At 58.8% G+C, this 20166-nt stretch carries 18 protein-coding genes; 9 read left to right on the top strand and 9 right to left on the bottom strand.

What is annotated here, in order from left to right; translation table 11 throughout:
• Positions 1-71: 71 nt before the first annotated feature.
• On the top strand, positions 72-887 hold the full coding sequence (cysE, locus tag BM174_RS10220) for a serine O-acetyltransferase (RefSeq protein ID WP_093923750.1): 816 nt from the start codon (positions 72-74) through the stop codon (positions 885-887).
• 128 nt (positions 888-1015) lie between these two features.
• On the opposite strand, the gene BM174_RS10225 is transcribed toward cysE, so the two are convergent.
• The 5 genes from BM174_RS10225 to BM174_RS10245 form a co-directional block, all read right to left on the bottom strand.
• Complete coding sequence (locus BM174_RS10225) at positions 1016-2314, bottom strand: pyruvate dehydrogenase complex dihydrolipoamide acetyltransferase (RefSeq protein WP_093923751.1); 1299 nt, start codon at positions 2312-2314, stop codon at positions 1016-1018.
• Between the two features lie 11 nt (positions 2315-2325).
• Positions 2326-3708, bottom strand: a complete 1383-nt coding sequence (locus BM174_RS10230) for a pyruvate dehydrogenase complex E1 component subunit beta (RefSeq protein WP_093923752.1) — start codon at positions 3706-3708, stop codon at positions 2326-2328.
• 3 nt (positions 3709-3711) lie between these two features.
• On the bottom strand, positions 3712-4719 hold the full coding sequence (pdhA, locus tag BM174_RS10235) for a pyruvate dehydrogenase (acetyl-transferring) E1 component subunit alpha (RefSeq protein WP_093923753.1): 1008 nt from the start codon (positions 4717-4719) through the stop codon (positions 3712-3714).
• Positions 4720-4878: 159 nt separating this feature from the next.
• Entirely contained in the window at positions 4879-5178 is a 300-nt protein-coding gene (locus tag BM174_RS10240) for an FtsB family cell division protein (RefSeq protein ID WP_093923754.1), read from the bottom strand.
• A gap of 134 nt (positions 5179-5312) precedes the next feature.
• Positions 5313-6515: a phosphoglycerate kinase gene (locus BM174_RS10245; RefSeq protein WP_093923755.1), complete on the bottom strand. Its 1203-nt coding sequence runs from the start codon at positions 6513-6515 to the stop codon at positions 5313-5315.
• A gap of 132 nt (positions 6516-6647) precedes the next feature.
• Here BM174_RS10245 and BM174_RS10250 point away from each other — a divergent pair, with 132 nt between their 5' ends.
• On the top strand, positions 6648-7154 hold the full coding sequence (locus BM174_RS10250; protein ID WP_093923756.1) for a peptidylprolyl isomerase: 507 nt from the start codon (positions 6648-6650) through the stop codon (positions 7152-7154).
• Positions 7147-7701 (top strand): peptidylprolyl isomerase, encoded by a 555-nt coding sequence (locus tag BM174_RS10255; protein ID WP_093923757.1) that lies wholly within the window; start codon positions 7147-7149, stop codon positions 7699-7701. The genes BM174_RS10250 and BM174_RS10255 overlap by 8 nt, the downstream gene beginning before the upstream one ends.
• A gap of 172 nt (positions 7702-7873) precedes the next feature.
• Here the strand turns inward: BM174_RS10255 and BM174_RS10260 are convergent, their stop codons facing one another.
• The 4 genes from BM174_RS10260 to BM174_RS10275 form a co-directional block, all read right to left on the bottom strand.
• Positions 7874-8386: a bactofilin family protein gene (locus tag BM174_RS10260; RefSeq protein ID WP_093923758.1), complete on the bottom strand. Its 513-nt coding sequence runs from the start codon at positions 8384-8386 to the stop codon at positions 7874-7876.
• Positions 8376-9701 (bottom strand): M23 family metallopeptidase, encoded by a 1326-nt coding sequence (locus tag BM174_RS10265; RefSeq protein ID WP_093923759.1) that lies wholly within the window; start codon positions 9699-9701, stop codon positions 8376-8378. Before BM174_RS10265 ends, BM174_RS10260 begins: the two co-directional genes overlap by 11 nt.
• Positions 9702-9881: 180 nt before the next feature.
• Complete coding sequence (locus tag BM174_RS10270) at positions 9882-10697, bottom strand: ferritin-like domain-containing protein (RefSeq protein ID WP_093923760.1); 816 nt, start codon at positions 10695-10697, stop codon at positions 9882-9884.
• Positions 10694-11155, bottom strand: coding sequence for a peroxiredoxin (locus tag BM174_RS10275; RefSeq protein WP_093923761.1), 462 nt, complete (start codon positions 11153-11155; stop codon positions 10694-10696). The genes BM174_RS10270 and BM174_RS10275 overlap by 4 nt, the downstream gene beginning before the upstream one ends.
• A gap of 97 nt (positions 11156-11252) precedes the next feature.
• On the opposite strand from BM174_RS10275, the gene BM174_RS10280 reads away from it, so the two are divergent.
• From BM174_RS10280 to BM174_RS10305, 6 genes are all read left to right on the top strand, one after another.
• Positions 11253-14705 (top strand): YhdP family protein, encoded by a 3453-nt coding sequence (locus BM174_RS10280; protein WP_245766319.1) that lies wholly within the window; start codon positions 11253-11255, stop codon positions 14703-14705.
• 124 nt (positions 14706-14829) lie between these two features.
• Positions 14830-15882, top strand: coding sequence for a tRNA preQ1(34) S-adenosylmethionine ribosyltransferase-isomerase QueA (gene queA, locus BM174_RS10285; RefSeq protein WP_093923762.1), 1053 nt, complete (start codon positions 14830-14832; stop codon positions 15880-15882).
• Between the two features lie 86 nt (positions 15883-15968).
• Complete coding sequence (locus BM174_RS10290) at positions 15969-17240, top strand: MFS transporter (RefSeq protein WP_093923763.1); 1272 nt, start codon at positions 15969-15971, stop codon at positions 17238-17240.
• A gap of 99 nt (positions 17241-17339) precedes the next feature.
• The gene (locus BM174_RS10295; RefSeq protein ID WP_093923764.1) at positions 17340-17918 is read left to right on the top strand and encodes a DUF924 family protein; all 579 of its coding nucleotides are present in this window, start codon (positions 17340-17342) and stop codon (positions 17916-17918) included.
• Positions 17919-18017: 99 nt separating this feature from the next.
• Positions 18018-19412, top strand: a complete 1395-nt coding sequence (lpdA, locus tag BM174_RS10300; protein ID WP_093923765.1) for a dihydrolipoyl dehydrogenase — start codon at positions 18018-18020, stop codon at positions 19410-19412.
• Positions 19413-19610: 198 nt separating this feature from the next.
• On the top strand, positions 19611-20147 hold the full coding sequence (locus BM174_RS10305; protein WP_245766320.1) for a methyltransferase domain-containing protein: 537 nt from the start codon (positions 19611-19613) through the stop codon (positions 20145-20147).
• Positions 20148-20166 lie beyond the last annotated feature (19 nt).

Raw genomic sequence — 20166 nt, forward strand, 5'->3', positions numbered from 1 at the left:
GTATCTCGGGTTTGCGTTTAAGCCGCAGATGCTGCAAGACGTTATACCAAACCGTTTAAAGGATGCTCATCATGCTCGAGCCGCGCAGAAATATCGCGAATGTTGATCCCGTCTGGGATCAGATCCAACGTGAGGCACAGCAGGCCGTCAAGGACGAACCGCTGATTGGCGGCTTTGTTCATGCCTGTATCCTGCACCATAAATCGGTCGAGAAAGCGCTTTCCTACCGCATCGCGGCCAAGCTGGCATCCAACGAGATGTCCATGGTTGTGGTGCGCGAAATAGTCGATGAGGCCTATGCGGCCGAACCAGCGTTAATTGAAGCCGCGCGTGCCGATTTGGTCGCCGTTTACGAACGCGACCCTGCTTGCCACCGCTTGCTGCAGCCGATCCTGTATTTTAAAGGCTATCAGGCGGTGCAGGCGTACCGCGTCGGGCACCACCTTTGGATGCGCGGAAAGCGTGATCTGGCCTATTTCGTGCAGATGCGCGTGAGTGAGATTTTTGGCGTAGATATCCATCCAGCTGCGAAAATCGGCAAGGGCATCATGATCGACCACGCACATTCCATCGTGATCGGCGAAACTGCAGTGGTTGGCGACAATGTGTCAATGCTGCATTCTGTGACGCTCGGCGGTACCGGCAAAGAGGAAGAGGACCGTCATCCGAAGATCGGTGACGGCGTCTTGATCGGCGCGGGGGCGAAGGTGCTGGGCAATATTAAAATTGGTCATTGCAGCCGTATCGCTGCAGGTTCGGTCGTGCTGGAAGAAGTGCCGCCCTGTAAGACAGTTGCGGGCATTCCTGCGCGGATTGTTGGAGAAGCGGGTTGTGAGCAACCTTCCGTTTCGATGAACCACATGCTTGGGCCATGGGAACAGAAGTAACCACGAAAATGTCGAGAAATGTTTAAAAGCCGGGGAATGTCCCCGGCTTTTTTTGTTTTGCGCCCCCTGCGGGGCTTAGTGAGAGCTGTCAGCCCTCACACTCCCGAGAGTTTATTGGCCAACTGAAATCAGGCGAGCATTGCCATTGGGTTTTCCAGATTGTCCTTGATCGCGTTCAGCAATTGCGCGCCGAGTGCGCCATCGATAACACGGTGATCGACCGAGAGGGTCACGGACATTACCGTCGCGACGCCCAACTCACCGTCTTTTCCGACAATCGGTTTCTTGACGCCAGCGCCAACCGCAAGGATCGCCCCGTGTGGTGGGTTGATGACCGCGTCGAAGTTATCGATGCCAAACATTCCGAGGTTGGAGATTGCAAAGCTGCCGCCTTGATATTCATGCGGGGCAAGTTTGCGGTCCCGCGCGCGGGCAGCGAGGTCTTTCATCTCCGCCGAGAGAGTGGAGAGTGATTTGGTCTCCGCATCCTTCAGCACAGGCGTGAACAGACCGCCTTCAATGGCCACGGCGACGGCCACATCCGAGGGCTTGAGTTTCAGCGTGCGATCCCCTGCCCAGACCGAATTGGCGTCCGGCACTTGCTGGAGGGCCAAGGCGCAGGCTTTGATAATGAAATCGTTCACGCTGAGCTTCACGCCGCGATGCTCAAGCTGTTTGTTCAGGTCTGCACGGAAGGACATCAACGCATCGAGTTGAATGTCGCGGCGCAGGTAGAAATGCGGGATCGACTGCTTCGCCTCGGTCAGACGCGCGGCAATCGTTTTGCGCATCCCGTCGAGCTTGACCTCTTCAAACTCGCGGCCTTGATACATTTTTATGACAGCATCGGCCGAAACAGGCGTTGGCGTAGTCGGGGCAGCTGGTCGGGCGCCAGCGCCGGCGGGCATCGGGGCATCAGCCTTGGCGTTTTCGACATCTGCTTTAACGATACGACCATGCGGACCACTGCCTTTGATCCGGCTCAGGTCCAGTCCTTTATCTGCTGCGATCCGCCGTGCGAGGGGGGTTGCAAAGATACGCTCCCCGTCTTTCTGGGGCGCAGCAGACGCTTTTGTCGCGCTGCTTTCGGCTTGGGCAGGGGCATCAGCCTTGGGGGCTGCGTCGGCTTCTTTCGGCTTAGCATCCTGTTTGGAGGGGGACTTGCCGATATCGTCAGCGCTTTCGCCTTCTTCCAGCAACATCGCAATGGGGGTGTTAACGGCCACCCCTTCGGTGCCATCTGCAATCAGAATTTTGCCGATAACACCTTCGTCCACGGCTTCGAACTCCATCGTCGCCTTGTCGGTTTCGATCTCGCACATCACATCGCCAGAGGAGACGGTATCGCCTTCCTTGACCAGCCATTTTGCCAGCGTGCCTTCTTCCATCGTAGGCGAAAGGGCGGGCATGAGGATTTCTATGGGCATCTGCCGCTCCTTTACTTGTAGGTTACTTTTTTCACAGCTTCGATCACCTCGTTGGTGGTGACCAATGCGTGTTTCTCAAGGTTTGCCGCATAGGGCATCGGTACGTCTTTGCCCGTGCAGTTAATCACCGGCGCATCCAGATAATCAAAGGCCTCCTGCATGATCACCGAAGAGATATAGCTGCCGACAGAGCCCTGCGGCCAGCCTTCTTCCACGGTAACACAGCGGTTGGTTTTCTTCACCGACCGTAGGATGCTTTCAGTGTCCATCGGGCGCAGGGTACGCAGGTCGATAACCTCCGCTTCAATCCCTTCCTCGGCCAGCTTGTCAGCCGCTTCGAGAGCATAGGACATCCCGATGCCAAAGCTGACGATGGTCACATCAGAACCTTCACGCCAGATCCTCGCCTTGCCGAAGGGAACAGTGTAATCATCCATATCAGGCACATCGAAACTGCGGCCATAGAGGATTTCGTTCTCAAGGAAGATAACCGGATTAGGGTCGCGGATCGCGGTTTTCATCAGGCCTTTGTAGTCGCTCGCCGAATAGGGCATCGCCACCTTTAAACCGGGGATTTGCATGAACCATGCAGCGTAGTCCTGAGAGTGTTGCGCGCCAACACGAGCCGCGGCACCGTTGGGACCACGGAATACCATCGGTGCGCCCATCTGGCCACCCGACATATAAAGCGTCTTGGCCGCCGAGTTGATGATCTGGTCCATCGCCTGCATGGCGAAGTTGAAGGTCATGAACTCGACAATCGGGCGCAAGCCGCCAAAGGCCGCGCCGACACCGATGCCGGCAAAGCCGTGTTCGGTGATTGGCGTGTCGATCACCCGCTTGGCGCCGAACTCGTCCAGCAACCCTTGGGAAATCTTATAGGCACCCTGATACTCGGCAACCTCTTCGCCCATCAGGAACACATTCTCGTCGCGGCGCATTTCTTCGGCCATTCCGTCCCGCAATGCTTCGCGGACGGTCTGCTGCTTCAGCGTGGTGCCTTCGGGCCAGTCGGGGGTGGCATCGGCAGGGGCGGCGGGCTTGGGCTGACTATGACCTTGGGCCGCCGGCGCCTTGGCGTCGTCCGACGCAGCCTGATCCTTGCTTTCCGCCTTGGCGGGAGCCGATGTGTTCATGTCGTCCGCGCTGTCGCCTTCTTCGAGCAAGACGGCGATGGGGGTGTTTACTTTCACACCTTCGCTGCCTTCTGCGATCAGGATCTTTCCGATCGTGCCTTCATCGACGGCTTCGAATTCCATCGTCGCCTTGTCGGTTTCGATCTCGGCCAGAATATCGCCAGAGGAGACAGTGTCGCCTTCCTTGACCAGCCATTTCGCCAATGTGCCTTCTTCCATCGTCGGGCTCAGGGCGGGCATCAAAATTTCAATCGCCATGGGTCAAGCCTCCTGCGGAACTTCGGTTGCATAGATGTCGGTCCAAAGCTCGTCGAGATGCGGCTCGGGGCTGTCCTTGGCGAATTCGGCGCTTTCGTTCACGACTTTTTTAATCTCCTTGTCGATGGCCTTCAGGTCATCTTCGGTTGCGTGATTGCCTTGCAACAGCAGGCTGCGCACCGCTTCGATCGGGTCGCGCTCATCGCGCATTTTCTGCACTTCCTCGCGGGTCCGGTACTTGGCGGGGTCGGACATGGAGTGGCCACGATAGCGGTAGGTCTTAATCTCGAGGATATAGGGGCCGTCCTTGCGGGCGTGGGCCACGGCCTTTTCGCCCGCTTCCTTCACCGCTAGCACATCCATGCCGTCAACAGCTTCACCGGGGATGCCAAAGGCCTTGCCGCGCTCATAAATCTCTGCCGAGGAGGTCGAGCGTTGCTGCGATGTACCCATCGCGTACTGGTTGTTCTCGATCACGAAAATACAGGGCAGTTTCCACAGAGCGGCCATGTTGAAGGCCTCGTAAACTTGACCTTGGTTGGCCGCGCCGTCGCCAAAATAGGCAAAGGTGACGCGCCCGTTATCTTTGTACTTGTCCGAGAACGCCAGCCCCGCACCCAATGGTACCTGTGCTGCAACGATGCCATGCCCACCATAGAAATGTTTCTCTTTCGAGAACATATGCATGGAGCCGCCTTTGCCTTTGGAATATCCGCCCTCGCGGCCCGTCAATTCGGCCATGACGCCGTTCGGGTCCATGCCACAGGCCAGCATATGGCCGTGATCACGGTAGGAGGTGATGCGCTTGTCGCCCTCTTCGGCGGCGGCCTCAAGGCCGACAACAACAGCCTCTTGCCCGATATAGAGGTGACAGAACCCCCCGATCAAACCCATGCCATAAAGCTGGCCGGCCTTTTCTTCAAACCGCCGGATCAACAGCATATCGCGGTAATAAGCCTTCAACTCCTCCGCCGAGACATTGGGTTTCTTGGTGGGTTTTTTAGCCGCCATGGGCATATCCTCCGTCAGCTCAAATGCAGGCGCGCATATCAATTGCGCAGATAGTTTAGCGTTAAACTATCTTTTATCGCATTCGGGAGAGGATGGGTAGAGGGTTTCGCGACCCACCGCCATTAGGGTCGAAAATTGCCGAATTGGCGGAGCAGAAGATTAGCGGATCACGATCTCGTCGGAACGGACCATGCCCAATACGCGGCGTGCCCGTTCATCAAGTAGATCAAGGTCGAGGTAATCGTCCGACAAACGATGTGTCAGGTTTTCCATCCGCTTCACGTCTGCACGCACAGCGGCAAGCTGAACGCGTAGGTCCTGACTTTCTCCAACGATTTCGGCACGCCGAAACAGGCCGAAATCTCCCTGCACAGCGGCAAAGGTGAAATACAGGCTCAACGCAAAAGCGATGGCGAAAAACAACAGGGTGCCAAAGGCGGGGCGTACTACGCGGTTCATGATCTCGGGCCTCAATGCGTCTCTTGGTGGACGTAAGCGTGACTATGACACAGCTGATTTCACTTGGGAATCCCTTGATTCGGTCGGGATCAACAACCGTTGCAGCCGCGCCGCGCTAACGCGACGCGGTTGCTTCAGGCCGGTTGACCTTCCAGCGCGGCGACGCCGGGCAAGATTTTGCCCTCCATCCATTCCAGAAAGGCACCGCCTGCCGTGGAGATATAGGTAAAATCATCCGCAGCGCCCGCTTTGTTGAGTGCGGCGACGGTGTCCCCCCCGCCTGCGACCGAGATCAGGCTGCCGTTGCGGGTCAGGTCTGCGGCACAGCGCGCGGCGGCAACTGTTGCAGTATCAAATGGCGCAATCTCGAAGGCACCCATCGGGCCGTTCCAGATCAAGGTTTTCAATCCTTTAAACGCACTTTCTAGCACGGCGATGCTATCGGGACCTGCGTCCAGGACCATCTGGTCGGCAGCCAGTTTGGTATCCGGCCCAAGTTGCACAACGACATGATCTGCGTTTTCCGCAAACTCGCGGGCCACCAACCCATCCACTGGCAACAAAACCCGGCATCCAGCGCGGTCGGCCTGTGCCATGATATCTTTTGCGGTCTCGAAATAGTCAGGCTCCATCAAGGATTTCCCCAAATCCGCCCCAAGCGCTGCAAGGAAGGTATTCGCCATTCCGCCGCCAATCACCAACAAGTCCAACCGGTTCACCAAGTTCTCCAGCAACTCGATCTTGGTCGAAACCTTGGCCCCGCCGACCACTGCCCCAACAGGGCGCTCAGGGCGGGCGAGGGCGGCTTCCAGCGCGCTCAACTCGGCTTGCATCAACCGGCCAGCACAGGCGGGCATCATCCGCGCCAAGGCTTCGGTCGATGCATGGGCGCGGTGCGCGGCAGAAAATGCATCGTTGCAATAAATATCACCCAGTGCGGCCAAACGGCGGGCGAAAGCTTCGTCATTGGCTTCTTCACCGGGATGAAAGCGGATGTTCTCCAGCAAGAGCACTTCGGCAGCAGTTGCTTCTTCGGTGAGGGTGGTCGCGTTCTCCAGCGTTTGTACCAATACGACGTCACGCCCCAAAGCTTTGCGCAGGGCCGGCACCACCTGATCAAGGCTCATATCGAGGTTCACCTTGCCTTTCGGTCGTCCGAAGTGCGCCAGCAGGATAGGCTTGCCGCCGCGGGCCAGGATGTCATTCACCGTGGGCACAATCCGCTCGATCCGCGTGGTATCGGTGACGCGGCCGTTTTCAACCGGCACATTGATGTCGACCCGCAACAAGACACGTTTTCCCGCAAGGTCCATGTCGTCCAGTGTTTTCCAACCCATCTCGAATGCTCCGCCAGTTCAATTCATTGCGCTGTGTTTTGCCGTTCTGGGCGGCCACGTCAATGCATGCGCTTGGCAAATGCGTTGAACCCGCCTAGGTATCTCGCAACCAAATTTTATGAGGAGATCGGCATGGCCGAAATCAAAGACCCCGAAAATACAATTCTGATGGAATTGAAAGGCGGCACCGTCACAATCCAACTGCTGCCCGATCTGGCACCCAAGCACGTGGCGCGGATGAAAGAACTGGCACGCGCTGGCAAATACGACAACGTCGCTTTCCACCGCGTAATCGAAGGTTTTATGGCCCAGACCGGTGATGTGGAACATGGCAATATGGAAAACGACTTTAACCTGGGCCGCGCGGGCACAGGCGGGTCGAACCTCGGCAATGTACCTGCCGAATTCTCCAAAGTGCCCCATGCACGCGGTTCCATCGGTGCGGCCCGTTCGGCCAATCCCGATAGTGCCAACAGCCAGTTCTTCATCAACTTCAAAGACAATGATTTCCTGAACGGTCAATACACCGTTTACGGTCAGGTCGTGTCGGGGATGGAACATGTCGATGCGCTGACCCGTGGCGAGCCACCAGCGAGTCCTGACCGGATGATCAGCGTTAAGGTGGCCGCAGATGCGTAATCTCGTGGCAAGCGGCCTCGTCGCCGCTCTTTTCGGTACAGCCGCAGCAGCCTCCGGTCTTCAGATCGAGGTTGCGGGCGAAGCCAACGGCACGATCACCATCGACCTGCTCGAAGACGTGGCGCCCCAGCATGTGGCACGCATCACCGAACTGGCCGAGGCCGGTGCCTATAATGGCGTCGTATTCCACCGCGTGATTGACGGCTTCATGGCCCAGACCGGCGACGTACAGTTCGGCAAGCAGGGCGACGACACCAGCAAAGCTGGCATGGGCGGCTCCGACATGCCGGACGTTCCGGCCGAGTTTTCGGACATCCCCTTTGACAAGGGTGTCATCGGCATGGCGCGCAGCCAGAGCCCTGACAGCGCCAACAGCCAGTTCTTCATTATGTTCGACGCAGGTCACTTCCTGAACGGCGAGTATACTGTGGTTGGCAAAGTCACTGACGGGCAGGATATCGTTGACGCGATCAAGCGCGGCACAGGACCCAACGGCGCCATCGTCGGCGAACCCGATGTGATGACAAAAGTTACCGTCACCGAATAATCTGCGCTTGGTAAATTACAGATTAAGGGCGTCCCTACGGGGGCGCCCTTTTTTATGCAGCGATGTGGCAGGTGCGTTGAGCGCCGTAAAATGGCCCGCCAAAGCAAAAGGCGCCGCAGAACATTGCGACGCCTTTTAAAATCATTCTGCTGTGGGGCAGGGGCGCTATGCCTCAGGAGGCGGGATTCGGCTTCTGCGCAGGGGCGGATTTAGCGCCTGGGTTAAGCGGATCGTCCTGGCGCTGTACAGAGCCTTCGAAATGCGCACCGGATTCGATGGCGATGGTCTTGTGGATGATGTCACCCTCGACCCGCGCAGTCGAAGTTAGGCGGACCTTGAGACCACGGACACGACCGACGATACGGCCATTAATCACCACGTCATCGGCAATAACTTCGCCTTTGATGGTCGCGGTCTCACCGATGGTCAGCAGGTGAGCACGAATGTCGCCTTCGACAGTGCCCTCGACCTGAATGTCACCGGTTGTTTTCATGTTGCCGGTCACATGCAGATCAGCCGAGAGGACCGATGCAGGCGGCTTGGCCTTCGGCGCGCTGGCCTTGAATTCATTGGGCTTTGGCGCAGATGATCCACCGCTTTGTGGCTGGGCCTGTGGCACAGCCGGCTTGGACGCATCAGCATCCTTATTAGGGGCGGGATCGTTGATTTTGCTCTTAGAAAACATCGTTTGCAGCCTTGATATAGATCATGGGGTTAACAGCATTCCCGCCAACGCGGACTTCATAGTGGAGGTGGACACCGGTCACCCGTCCTGAGGCTCCCATATCACCAATGTGCTGTCCGCGCGAGACTCTTTGTCCAACTTTTACGCGCAGCTTCGACATATGGGCATATCGTGTCTCGATGCCGAAATCATGCTGGATCTTGACCAGACGCCCATATCCTGACTGCCAGCCAGAGTGCACCACAACACCGTCTGCCGTCGCGTAGAGCGGGGTGCCCATACCGGCGGCGAAATCGACGCCCGAGTGCATCCGGCGACCACCGGTTTTAGGGTCGCGGCGATAACCGAACTGACTGGTGAAACGGAAGGAATTCTTGACCGGATTCGCGAAGGGCGCTTTTTGCGCGGCGATCCGGTAGAGGTTCAACTTGTCCATCTGGCCCAGCAGACGGTTGGCGCGCAGCGTATCTGCGGTAGGGTCTTCGCCACGGGTGGTAAAGCTCAGCGGCGTCATCGGGCCGCCTTGGCCGGAATAACCGCGCTTTACGGTGGCCAGAATACGGTCGGTCGGCATGCCTGCATTGCGGAACATCTTGTCGAGCGGCGCAACCGAGACGGTCATCGCTTCTTCAAGCTGGCGAAATATCGCGTCGTTCTGGTCGCGCATCAGGGCAATTTTCTGGGTCAGCTCGTCGGCTTGCAGCAGCGCATCCTGTGCATCAAGCACCACCTGATCACGCTCTTCGGCGGTGCGCGCCAAAGCGGCAGACAGAAAGTCGATTGGCACATTGCTGGTGCTGGTCTGAACCGCACCGGCCCCGTTGTCGCCGCTCTCTTGAATGGCGGCCAACTTGTTGCGCGCGGTTTCGCGGTCTTTCATGGTGCTGCGCAGAGTGGTCTGGATCACGTCGATCCCTGTTTCCAGCTCGCGGCGGCGTGTCTCTGATTCGAGCAGCTCCGATTGCATCACCGAAATCTGCTTCAGTGCGGCGTTAAAGCGTTCTTGTGCAGCCAGCGCTTCTTCGGCGCGGCCATCGCGTTGCGAGGACAAATCGTTCAACCGCGCCTGATAGGTACGCTGATCACGTTTGGCCTGCTCGCGGAAATTGCCCGAGCCGATACTGTCCATCAAAATGATCGCCGTGGCGACAATTGACCATGAAACCAAAGCGGTACAACCCGCAAAGGCGATAAGCTGTGTGCCGGCCCGCAACCGGATGAATCGGGTATCGTTGTCAGATTTCAGGAATACGCGTCGTTCTGGAAAGTACGATTCCAGCAAGGAATGTACTTTGATAGCGAGCCTTGTACGCACGTGATTTTTTCCTTCTTCCGTCCCGTCAGACCGGCCAAACTCCCCTTTGGCATATCTGCATTTGCATTGTCCTTAGCCACTGAACCCTCATCGGGCAACCCTGTTGACCTATCACGCTGCGGCATTCAGCCGGTTTGTGACCATTGGGCAAATATCCGCCGATACCAAGACCTTGCCGGATTACGTTGATCCTTCGGCGGTCAACGGCCAGTAAAAATCGGGAGGAATCCCTGCTTCTGCACGCTTTTCCTCGTTGAAGGGCGGCTTGAGATCGCCGTGGAAATACTTGCGCACTAAGGTATGAAAACGCTCCTTGGGGTCTTCGTCAAAACGCCCGCACAAAAAGTGAAACCACTTGCTGCCATAGGCAACATGGGCAACTTCCTCGGCGTAGATCGTCTCCAAGGCAGCCACCGCGCCGGTGTCCTTGGCGCGTTTGAAAACCTCGATCATGCCGGGGGTCACATCGAGGCCACGGGCCTCCAGCACCATCGGCACCACGGCAAGCCGGCCCATCAGATCATCTGCGGTATCCTCGGCGGCGCGCCACATGCCAGCATGGGCTGCCAGCGCCCCGTAATGGCTGCCCGCCGCTTCAAGACAATCGCTCATCAGATTGAAATGTTTGGATTCTTCATCCGCAGCTTTCACCCAGTCGTCATAAAACCCCATCGGCAGTTTCACATCGCAAAACCGCGCGATGATATCCCAATGCAGGTCGACGGCGTTCAATTCGATATGTGCGACCGCGTGCAGCAGCGCGATGCGCCCCTCTGGCGTGCCGGGCTTGCGACGCGGCACTTCACGCGGGCTAAGCAACTCGGGCTTCGCGGGCCGTGCCGGATGTAGCGGCGGATCAGCGCGGCCAATTTCTGGCGTCTCACCCGTCGCGCGTGCGGCCTGCCATTCAGCGGCAAACCCGCGTGACAGGGCAGTTTTTTCGCGACCTTCTGCCGTGCGCAAAACCGCTTCGGCCATTTGGGCAAGCGCAATCACAGCGCGCGTACCGCTTCCAGTACCTCATCGACGTGCCCGTCCACTTTCACCTTGCGCCAAATCCGCACGACGTCACCGCGCGGGCCAATCAGGAAGGTCGCACGCTCGATCCCCATCGACTTTTTGCCGTAGAGGTTTTTCTCGACCCAAACGCCGTAATCCTCGGTCACCGTGCCCTCGCTATCCGACAGCAGCGGCACTGTTAGCGCATGCTTGGCAGCAAATCGGTCATGCTTTTCCATCGTATCGCGAGATATGCCAAAGACCTTGGCGCCTGCGGTCTCAAACGCCTCAAGCTGCTCGGAAAAGCCGATGCCTTCTTTGGTGCAGCCCGGCGTATCGTCACGCGGATAGAAAAAAAGCACCACAATACTGCCGCGCAAACCAGCGAGGTGAACCTCGCCCCCGCCGGTGACGGGGAGGGTAAAGTCGGGCGCGGTCTGATGGATCTGGGGCATGGTCACTTTCTATTCACTTAGGAGCGTCTATATTGCCCTGACATAGTAAGGCGAAATTGGCGAGGGCCAAGGCCTCAGAGGCGAATCCACCAGACTCATGACACAAATTCCCCCCCGGTCTTCAGCGCCGCCCCGCCGCCGCCGGCTTCGCCGCGCAGGGATGTGGCTTTTGGCCGTCGTGCTGGTGCTGAGCACGGCGACTGCGGGTGGCATAATTTATCTGACAGGGCGGCCGATCACCACGCCAGAGTGGTTGCAGCAGCGCATCGAGACCCGCATCGCCGAAGCCCTGCCGCAAGTCCGTGTGCAGTTTGGCGAGATGACGCTGGTGGTGGACAAGGGCTGGCGCCCGCGTGTGCGGCTGCGCGATGTGGCGGTCAATGCCGCTTCGGGCGCCGAGATTGTACGGTTTAACGAACTCAAAGCCAGCTTTGCCATGCGCCCCTTGCTCGACGGACTGGTGCAGCCGCGCGATATCGCCCTCTCGGGGGTCTTTGTCACTTTGAGGCGGGGAACGAACGGGCGTGTGTCGCTGACCGCAGGTACCGGCACCGCCGCACCGGCGAGCGAAGCCGCCAGCATTCCGCAACTGATCGGGCAGGTGGACCGTTTGCTGGCCACGCCTGCGCTCAGCGCATTGGCCCGCGCCGAAATTCGCGCCTTGACCATCCGTTATGAGGACGCGCGGTCCAAACGGGCATGGACCATCGATGGCGGGCGGCTGTTGCTGGCGCGAGAAGGCGACGATTTGACCATCGGGGCGGATCTTGCCGTGCTCAGCGGCGGAGCCGAAGCGGCGACGCTCTCTGCCAATTACACCAGCCGGATCGGCGAACATGCCGCCGAGTTTGGCGTGTCCTTCGAAGGGGTTGCTGCCAGCGATATCGCCGCCCAAGCCCCTGTATTTGCTTGGCTCGACGTCTTGCGTGCGCCGATCTCGGGCGCGGTGCGCAGCGGGATCGAGCCATCGGGACGGTTTGCGCCGCTCAACGCGACCTTGCAGATCGGCGCGGGCGTGGTGCAGCCCAACAATCAGACCACGCCGATCCCGTTTGATGGCGCGCGCAGTTATTTCAGCTATGACCCCGCAGATCAGGTTTTGCAGTTCGATGAGGTTTCGGTGCAAAGCAAGTGGATCACCGGACTGGCCAGTGGCAGCGCCGTGCTGGGCACCGCTGGCAAGGGCGGCCCGCTCACCGATCTGGTTGGCCAGTTCAACCTGCGTGATCTTGTCGCCAGCCCGCGCAGCTTTTACGCCGATCCCGTAACGCTTGAGGAAGCGGATGTTGATTTTCAACTCAGCCTCAATCCGTTTCGGGTGCAATTGGGGCGTTTGCAAATTTCCGATCAGGGCCAGACTCTGCTGGTCGATGGTGAATTGGCGGCGGAGCCCGCGGGCTGGCGCATCGCGCTGAATGGCTGGATGGATGGCATCCGGCCCGAGCGTATCCTATCGCTCTGGCCCGAAGGCATCGGTTTCAAAACCCGCAAGTGGCTGACCGAAAATCTGATCGAAGGCACTTTGCAGGATATCGACGTCGCTCTGCGCCGAACCCCCGATGCCGCGCCCGAAGTCTATCTGGCTTTTGATTATCAAGACGCCAGCGTGCGGTTTATGAAAACGATGCCGCCGGTGACCCAAGGCCGTGGCCACATGAGCATCGTCGACAAGCGTTTGGTGGTTTCGCTCGATTCGGGGCAGGTGGTTGCGCCGCAGGGCGGGGCGGTGACGCTGGCAGGCAGTTCGTTCATCATGCCGGACATCACCGTCAAGGATGGCCCGCCGGCAGTCATCCGGCTTGAAACCCGTTCAACCGTAACCGCGACGCTGGCATTGCTGGACGTGGAGCCGATGCGCGTGATGCAAAAGGCCAAGCTGCCGATCGATCTGATGAACGGTCGTGCGGCGATGGAGGGGACCATCGCTCTGCCCCTGAAAAAAGGCACCAAGCCTGATGCAATCAACTATCATTTCACTGGCGATCTGACGGCGGTTAAGACCGAAAAACTTATCAAGGGCCGCAGGCTGACCGCCTCGAAAATCGCAGTGAATGTGGATAATCGCGCGCTGAATCTTTCGGGGGCTGCGCAGCTTGACGGCGTCGATGTAAAGGGTGCTTGGGCGCAACCGATCGGACCCGGAGCCAGCAAAAGCCGGCTGGAGGGCCAGCTTGCCCTTGGTCCCGACGCCCTTGAGGCTTTCAACATCAGCTTGCCGCCGGGCACGATCGCCGGGGCGGGCACGGCGGATATAACCCTTGATCTGCAAAAAGGCAGCGTCCCGCGTTTTGCGCTCTCCTCTAATCTGCGCGGGCTGAAAGTGGCTGTGCCGCAACTGTCGTGGGTGAAACCTGCCGCCAGTGCTGGCAAGTTTGAGCTGTCGGGCACCCTTGGCCCGGTGCCGCAGGTCGAGCGGTTGCATGTCGAGGGCGCGGGCCTCAGCGCCACGGGGTCGGTCTCTCTCGGGGAGGGCGGCACGATGGAGCGGCTCCGCTTTGACAGGGTGCGGCTGGGTGACTGGCTCGATGTGCCGGTTGATCTGGTCGGGCAGGGCAAAGGGCGTCCGGTGCAAGTGGTGCTGCGCGGCGGTGCGCTGGATCTGCGCCGCGCGGAGTTTGGCAAATCCAAGCCAACGGGCCAGAAAACCCCGCCGATGCAAGTCACACTCGACCAGCTTCGCATTACCGACACCATCGCCCTGACGGGTTTGCGCGGCAATTTCGATACCGCCCGAGGGCTCGATGGCAGCTTTGAGGCGCGGATCAACGGAACGGTGCCGGTGCAGGGCAGGGTGCTGCCGCAAAACGGGCGCAGCGCAGTCCAGTTGCTCTCCTCAGATGCGGGCGGCGTCCTTCGCGGAGCAGGGCTGCTCAATCAGGTGGCCGGCGGACAGTTATCGTTGATCCTGCTGCCAGTCGGCACCGGCGGTGCATTTGACGGGTTGCTGACAGTGGGCGACGTCGCAGTCAAAGACGCGCCCGGCATCGCGGCTTTGGTCAATGCGGTGTCCGTGGTGGGGTTGGTTAACGAGCTTAATGGCGACGGGATATATTTTGACGAGGTCGAGGCCAAGTTCCGGCTCACCCCGAACCGGCTGACCTTGACGGAGGCAAGTGCTGTCGGCGCATCGTTGGGGCTGTCGATGGATGGCGTCTACGCGCTTGATAGCGGGATGATCGACATGCAGGGCGTTATCAGCCCTGTGTATTTGCTCAATGGAATTGGCTCGGTGCTGACCCGCAAGGGCGAAGGCCTGATTGGATTCAACTATGGCCTGACTGGTCCGGCCAAATCGCCGTCGGTGTCGATCAACCCGCTGTCGGCGCTGACGCCGGGCATGTTTCGCGATATCTTTCGCCGGCCCCCGCCCAAATTGCCAAATGTGGAGGGGGCGGCACCTGCGCCAACCTCCCCGACGCTTGCAACCCGGCCGCCCTCAAACAGCCCGCAAACCACAGCACCAGCCCCCTCCACGGCGCCCACAACCGCGCCTGCTGTGTCCCAGCCTGCGCCAACACCAGCTACCCCTTTTGATTTCGAAGGTCGGTAGGCGGTTCGACACCCGTGCCTGCACGTTTTTGACGGTGGACGCGCCCTAGCGCGGTGCGATAGCAGGCCGCATCGCCAAAGGTGCGCTGCGTCGCACCAACCCGCCGCCCAACGGAGCCGCCATAGTGAAGCTTTCGGATTTCGACTTTGACCTGCCGGAACGGCTGATTGCCACGCGCCCTGCGGTACCGCGCACCTCGGCGCGGATGCTGGTCGCCGATGGTGATACGATCCATGACGCCCGCGTAAGCGACCTGACCGACTGGCTGCGCGCCGGTGATCTGTTGGTGCTGAACGATACCCGTGTGATCCCCGCACGGCTAAGCGGCCAGCGCCGCCGCGACAGCAAACAAGGCCCCGTCACCGCCAAAATCGAAGTAACTTTGCTGGAGCCGCGCAGCGATGGCACGTGGTCCGCGCTGCTCAAACCGCTGCGCAAGGTCCATGAGGGCGAGGAAATCGTCTTTAGTGACCAATTAAGCGCCACCTTGGAGGGCACCGCCGACGGGCAGGGCCACTTGCGGTTTAATTGCGCAGGCGAAGATTTTGACACTGCGCTGGCCGGGGCAGGTTCGATGCCGCTGCCGCCCTATATCGCGGCGAAACGTCCCGCCGATGCGCAGGACATGACCGATTACCAAACCGTGTTCGCCCGAAATTCCGGTGCCGTAGCGGCCCCGACAGCTTCGTTGCATTTCGATGACGAACTGTTGGCGCGGCTGCAAGATCTGGGCGTTGAGTTTGTTCATGTCACCCTGCATGTCGGCGCGGGGACGTTTCTGCCGGTCAAGGTCGATGACGTTAGCCAGCACAAGATGCACGCCGAATGGGGGCAGGTGAGCGAGGACGCAGCGGCGCGCATCGCCGCCGCAAAGCGTCAGGGTCGTCGGGTGATCCCTGTCGGCACCACCGCGCTGCGGCTGATTGAAACCGCAGCGCGTGGCGGTGAGATTACCCCTTGGCAGGGCGACACCGATATTTTTATCACGCCGGGGTTCGAGTTTCGGGTCGCTGACGCGCTGATGACTAATTTCCACCTGCCAAAGTCGACACTGATGATGCTGGTCTCGGCGCTGATGGGCCCTGCGCCTATCCGGGCGATCTATGCCCATGCTATTGCGGAAGAATACCGCTTCTTCTCCTACGGCGATTCATCGCTGCTTTTGCCAAAGGCGTAAACGTGCCCGCAAACGTCGTCCCAAGGGGGTGACTTGATCGGGCAAGACGTTCAGGGAGGGACCTGACCGGTATAAGGATTCGGGCGATGTTTCAGGTTCTGTCGAGCGCATGGGCGCTGCTGTTGGGGATGTGTCTGCTGATGGTGGGCAACGGCATGCAGGGCACCTTGCTGGGTATCCGCGGCGGCATTGAACAATTTTCGACGTTCCAGATGTCGATCGTCATGTCGTGCTATTTTGTCGGCTTTCTCGGTGGCTCGCGCATGGCGCCGAGGATGATCCGTCGGGTCGGCCACGTGCGGGTTTTTGCAGCGCTCGCCTCGATGATCTCGGCGGTGATGATTCTCTACCCGACATTCCCGAACGTGGTGGTCTGGTCCTTGGGCCGCGTGCTGATCGGGTTTTGCTTTTCTGCGGTTTATGTCACGGCGGAAAGCTGGCTCAACAACGCGGCGACCAATGAAAACCGCGGGCAGGCGTTGTCGCTCTATATGATCGTGCAAACGCTGGGGATCGTCATTGCGCAGGCCCTACTGCTGACGGCTGATCCCTCCGGCTTCGTGCTTTTCGTCATCCCGTCGATCCTTGTGAGCCTTGCCGTGACGCCGATTTTGCTGTCGATCAGTCCGACGCCGGCCTTCGATACCACCAAACCGATGAGCCTGCGGGCCTTGATGGATTTTTCGCCTTTGGGATGTGTCGGCATGTTCCTGCTGGGCGGCGTGTTTTCGGCGCAATTCGGTATGGCATCGGTCTATGGCGCCGAAGCGGGGCTGAGCGTCGCGCAAATTTCGATGTTTGTGGCAATGTTTTTTGTGGGTTCCGTGATCTTGCAATATCCCATCGGTTGGGTGTCGGACCGGATGGACCGGCGCGGGCTGATTGTAGTCGCCTCATTGGTCGGGGCGGGCGGCTCGATCCTCGGGATGATGATGGGGCATGAATTTCCCATCCTCCTCGTCTCCGCCTTTATTGTGGGGGGCATGTCCAATCCGCTCTATTCGCTGCTGATCGCGCACACCAACGACTTTCTGGAACACGAAGACATGGCCGCAGCATCAGGCGGGTTGATATTTATCAACGGCTTAGGGGCGATTTTGGGGCCAATTATTACCGGCTGGATGATGGGCACCGCGCTTGGGCCGGGCGGGTTTTATCTGTTCACGGCGGTGCTTTTTGTCGCGCTGGCGGGCTACGGCGCCTACCGCTCGACCCGCCGTGCCGGTGTGCCTGTGGATGAAACTGGCAACTATGTGCCGATTTATCCCTCCGCCACTGCCGTTGCGGTTGAAATCGCACAGGAATACAGCATTGAGACAGAGAACGACCAAGAGCAAGAAACCGAAAACACCGCTTGACCTTAGGGCATATGTCATTGCTGATATAAAACGTGAGTTTTTTGTAAGGTGGACATGCGCTTAGGGTGAATTAACCGCGCTAATAGAACAGGAAAGACTATGGCAGGCCCTGAACAGATTTTGCAATTCTGGCTTGATGAGGTTGGCCCCAAGGGCTGGTATGACGTACGCGAGGATCTGGACCAGACCATTCGCGACCGCTTCTTGCCGATGTGGGAGGAAGCCTGCGAGGGCAAATACTCCCTCTGGCTGACCTATCCCTCTGGCGCGTTGGCCTATCTGATTCTAACAGACCAGTTTTCGCGCAATATGTTTCGTAATTCGGGGCGCGCCTTTGCCAGTGACGGTATCGCGTTAGCGGTGGCGAAATCGGCAATCCACAAGGGGTGGGATATGAAGATCGACCCGCCTGCGCGGCAGTTCTTCTATTTGCCGCTGATGCATTCGGAAAACCTTTGTGATCAGGAGCGTTGCGTGCGGCTGGTTTGCGAACGGATGCCAAAAACCAGTACCAACCTGCTCCACGCCCGTGCGCACCGCGAAGTGATCCGCCAGTTTGGCCGCTTTCCCTACCGCAATAGCGCCTTGGGTCGCCATGCTACCGCAGCCGAAGCCGCCTATGTTGACAAGGGCGGATACGGCAGCACCCTGCGCGATTTCCAAAGCGTCGCAGCCTAAGCGCGCCGATTTCCAGCCAGACACGCAGACGGGTTTTCAACCCCGCAGAACTAGTTTACCGTTAAACTAGTTCTGCAACGCCTGCTGCGAGGTCCTCATATGGCTGCGAAATCGTTTGATCTGATTGTCATTGGTGCGGGGCCGGGAGGCTATGTCGCGGCGATACGCGCCGCACAACTCGGCATGGCTGTCGCAGTGGTCGAGCGCGAGCATTTAGGTGGCATTTGTCTCAACTGGGGCTGCATCCCGACCAAAGCGCTGCTGCGCTCTGCCGAAGTGTTCCACCTGATGCACCGCGCCAAGGAATTCGGGCTGAAGGCGGACGGCATCGATTTTGATCTGGATGCGGTGGTCAAGCGCTCACGTAAGGTGGCCAAGCAACTGACCAGCGGCGTTGGCGGCCTGATGAAAAAAAACAAAATCACCGTTGTGATGGGCGCGGCGAAACTGATCGGCAAAGGCAAGGTCAGTGTTAAGACCGAAGCGGGCACCGACGAGTTAACTGCCAAAAACGTGATCCTCGCCACTGGCGCCCGCGCGCGTGAATTGCCGGGTTTGGAGGCCGACGGCAAACAGGTCTGGACCTATAAACACGCCTTGCAGCCGCCGCACATGCCCAAGAAGCTTTTGGTCATCGGATCGGGCGCAATTGGCATCGAATTTGCCAGCTTTTACAATACGCTCGGGGCCGACACGACAGTTGTCGAAGTGATGGACCGGGTGCTGCCCGTCGAGGACGCCGACATTAGCGCCTTCGCCAATAAGGCTTTTGAGAAGCAGGGCATGAAAATCATGCAAAAGGCGATGGTCAAGCAGCTTGACCGTGGCAAAGACAAGGTCACTGCCCATATCGAAGTGGGCGGCAAGATCGAAAAGCATGACTTTGATACAGTGATTTCTGCCGTAGGTATCGTCGGCAATGTCGAAGATCTGGGGCTTGAGGAATTGGGCGTGAAGATCGACCGCACCCATGTGGTTACCGACGCCTACTGCCGTACCGGCGTCGACGGGCTTTATGCCATCGGGGACATCGCGGGCGCGCCCTGGCTTGCCCATAAGGCCAGTCATGAGGGCGTTATGGTTGCCGAGTTGATCGCTGGTAAACATCCCCATCCGGTAAAGCCCGAATCGATTGCAGGCTGCACCTATTGCCACCCGCAGGTCGCCTCGGTCGGGTATTCCGAAGCTAAGGCGAAAGAGCTTGGCTATGAGATTAAGGTCGGGAAGTTCCCCTTTATTGGTAACGGCAAAGCCATCGCTTTGGGCGAAGAAAGCGGGATGATCAAAACTATCTTCGACGCCAAAACCGGCGAGTTGCTGGGCGCGCATATGATAGGCGCGGAAGTGACCGAACTGATTCAGGGCTATGTCGTCGGGCGCCAGTTGGAAACCACTGAAGAAGACCTGATGAACACCGTGTTCCCGCACCCAACGCTGAGCGAAATGATGCACGAATCCGTCCTCGATGCCTATGGCCGCGTCATCCACATGTGAGACCTGCCTTGGCGTGATCCAATAGACGCGCCAAGGCGCGACGCCATTTCTGGTGCGCGTTGCGGATGATGGTCTTTTCAATGGGCAAAGCGTATTTCCGGGCTCCGCCGGACAGGGTGCTGCGCAGGGTTCAAGATACTAGACGGTGCCGAATTATGGTGTCATACCAGCGGGATGGTCAGTCTTAATCGCGTCGTCATGCAACCCTCGAGCCGCCGGATGATTCAGGCGCTACAGCCGCCTTTGCTGGAGGTGGCCGAGATTTCAGGCAAATGGGGTCAGATGTTTGACTTCAAATCCTATGAGCAATTTCGCTATCCCGAATATGACATCTGCGAAGGGCCGTACCGCAATGAGGCGGGCGAGACGCGTGCCTTTGATCTGATCATGGCCAATCAGGTTTGGGAGCATCTCGACCGGCCCTATGCGGCAACGCGCCATGTCTACGAGATGCTGCGCGTCGGAGGATATTTCTGGATCGCGGTGCCATTTTTCGTGCCGCTTCATGCCGCACCGCAAGATAATTCACGCTGGTCGGCGCGGGGGCTAAAGAACCTCTTGATCGAAGGCGGGTTTAGCGAAGAGGCGATTGTCGCGGAGCAATGGGGCAACCGCCATGTCGCACAGCGCAATCTCGAAGAGCCGTGGCCGCCGACATATGACAAAGAAACCGACAATATCAAGAATGACCCGAAGATGCCGATCTGCGCATGGGCCTTGGCTCAGAAAATCTGATCTCGTGTCGGGTCATGCT

The sequence above is a fragment of the Sulfitobacter brevis genome, assembly GCF_900112755.1.
GTDB classification, from domain to species: domain Bacteria; phylum Pseudomonadota; class Alphaproteobacteria; order Rhodobacterales; family Rhodobacteraceae; genus Sulfitobacter; species Sulfitobacter brevis.

Excerpts from the sequence above, each read along its gene's own strand:
- BM174_RS10260 (WP_093923758.1), bottom strand. The coding sequence starts at position 8,386 with ATGTTTTCTAAGAGCAAAATCAACGATCCCGCCCCTAATAAGGATGCT.
- BM174_RS10290 (WP_093923763.1), top strand. The coding sequence starts at position 15,969 with ATGTTTCAGGTTCTGTCGAGCGCATGGGCGCTGCTGTTGGGGATGTGT.
- BM174_RS10225 (WP_093923751.1), bottom strand. The coding sequence starts at position 2,314 with ATGCCCATAGAAATCCTCATGCCCGCCCTTTCGCCTACGATGGAAGAA.
- BM174_RS10275 (WP_093923761.1), bottom strand. The coding sequence starts at position 11,155 with ATGCCCCAGATCCATCAGACCGCGCCCGACTTTACCCTCCCCGTCACC.
- BM174_RS10250 (WP_093923756.1), top strand. The coding sequence starts at position 6,648 with ATGGCCGAAATCAAAGACCCCGAAAATACAATTCTGATGGAATTGAAA.
- BM174_RS10230 (WP_093923752.1), bottom strand. The coding sequence starts at position 3,708 with ATGGCGATTGAAATTTTGATGCCCGCCCTGAGCCCGACGATGGAAGAA.
- cysE (WP_093923750.1), top strand. The coding sequence starts at position 72 with ATGCTCGAGCCGCGCAGAAATATCGCGAATGTTGATCCCGTCTGGGAT.
- BM174_RS10305 (WP_245766320.1), top strand. The coding sequence starts at position 19,611 with ATGCAACCCTCGAGCCGCCGGATGATTCAGGCGCTACAGCCGCCTTTG.
- BM174_RS10280 (WP_245766319.1), top strand. The coding sequence starts at position 11,253 with ATGACACAAATTCCCCCCCGGTCTTCAGCGCCGCCCCGCCGCCGCCGG.
- BM174_RS10240 (WP_093923754.1), bottom strand. The coding sequence starts at position 5,178 with ATGAACCGCGTAGTACGCCCCGCCTTTGGCACCCTGTTGTTTTTCGCC.
- lpdA (WP_093923765.1), top strand. The coding sequence starts at position 18,018 with ATGGCTGCGAAATCGTTTGATCTGATTGTCATTGGTGCGGGGCCGGGA.
- BM174_RS10245 (WP_093923755.1), bottom strand. The coding sequence starts at position 6,515 with ATGGGTTGGAAAACACTGGACGACATGGACCTTGCGGGAAAACGTGTC.
- pdhA (WP_093923753.1), bottom strand. The coding sequence starts at position 4,719 with ATGGCGGCTAAAAAACCCACCAAGAAACCCAATGTCTCGGCGGAGGAG.
- BM174_RS10255 (WP_093923757.1), top strand. The coding sequence starts at position 7,147 with ATGCGTAATCTCGTGGCAAGCGGCCTCGTCGCCGCTCTTTTCGGTACA.
- BM174_RS10295 (WP_093923764.1), top strand. The coding sequence starts at position 17,340 with ATGGCAGGCCCTGAACAGATTTTGCAATTCTGGCTTGATGAGGTTGGC.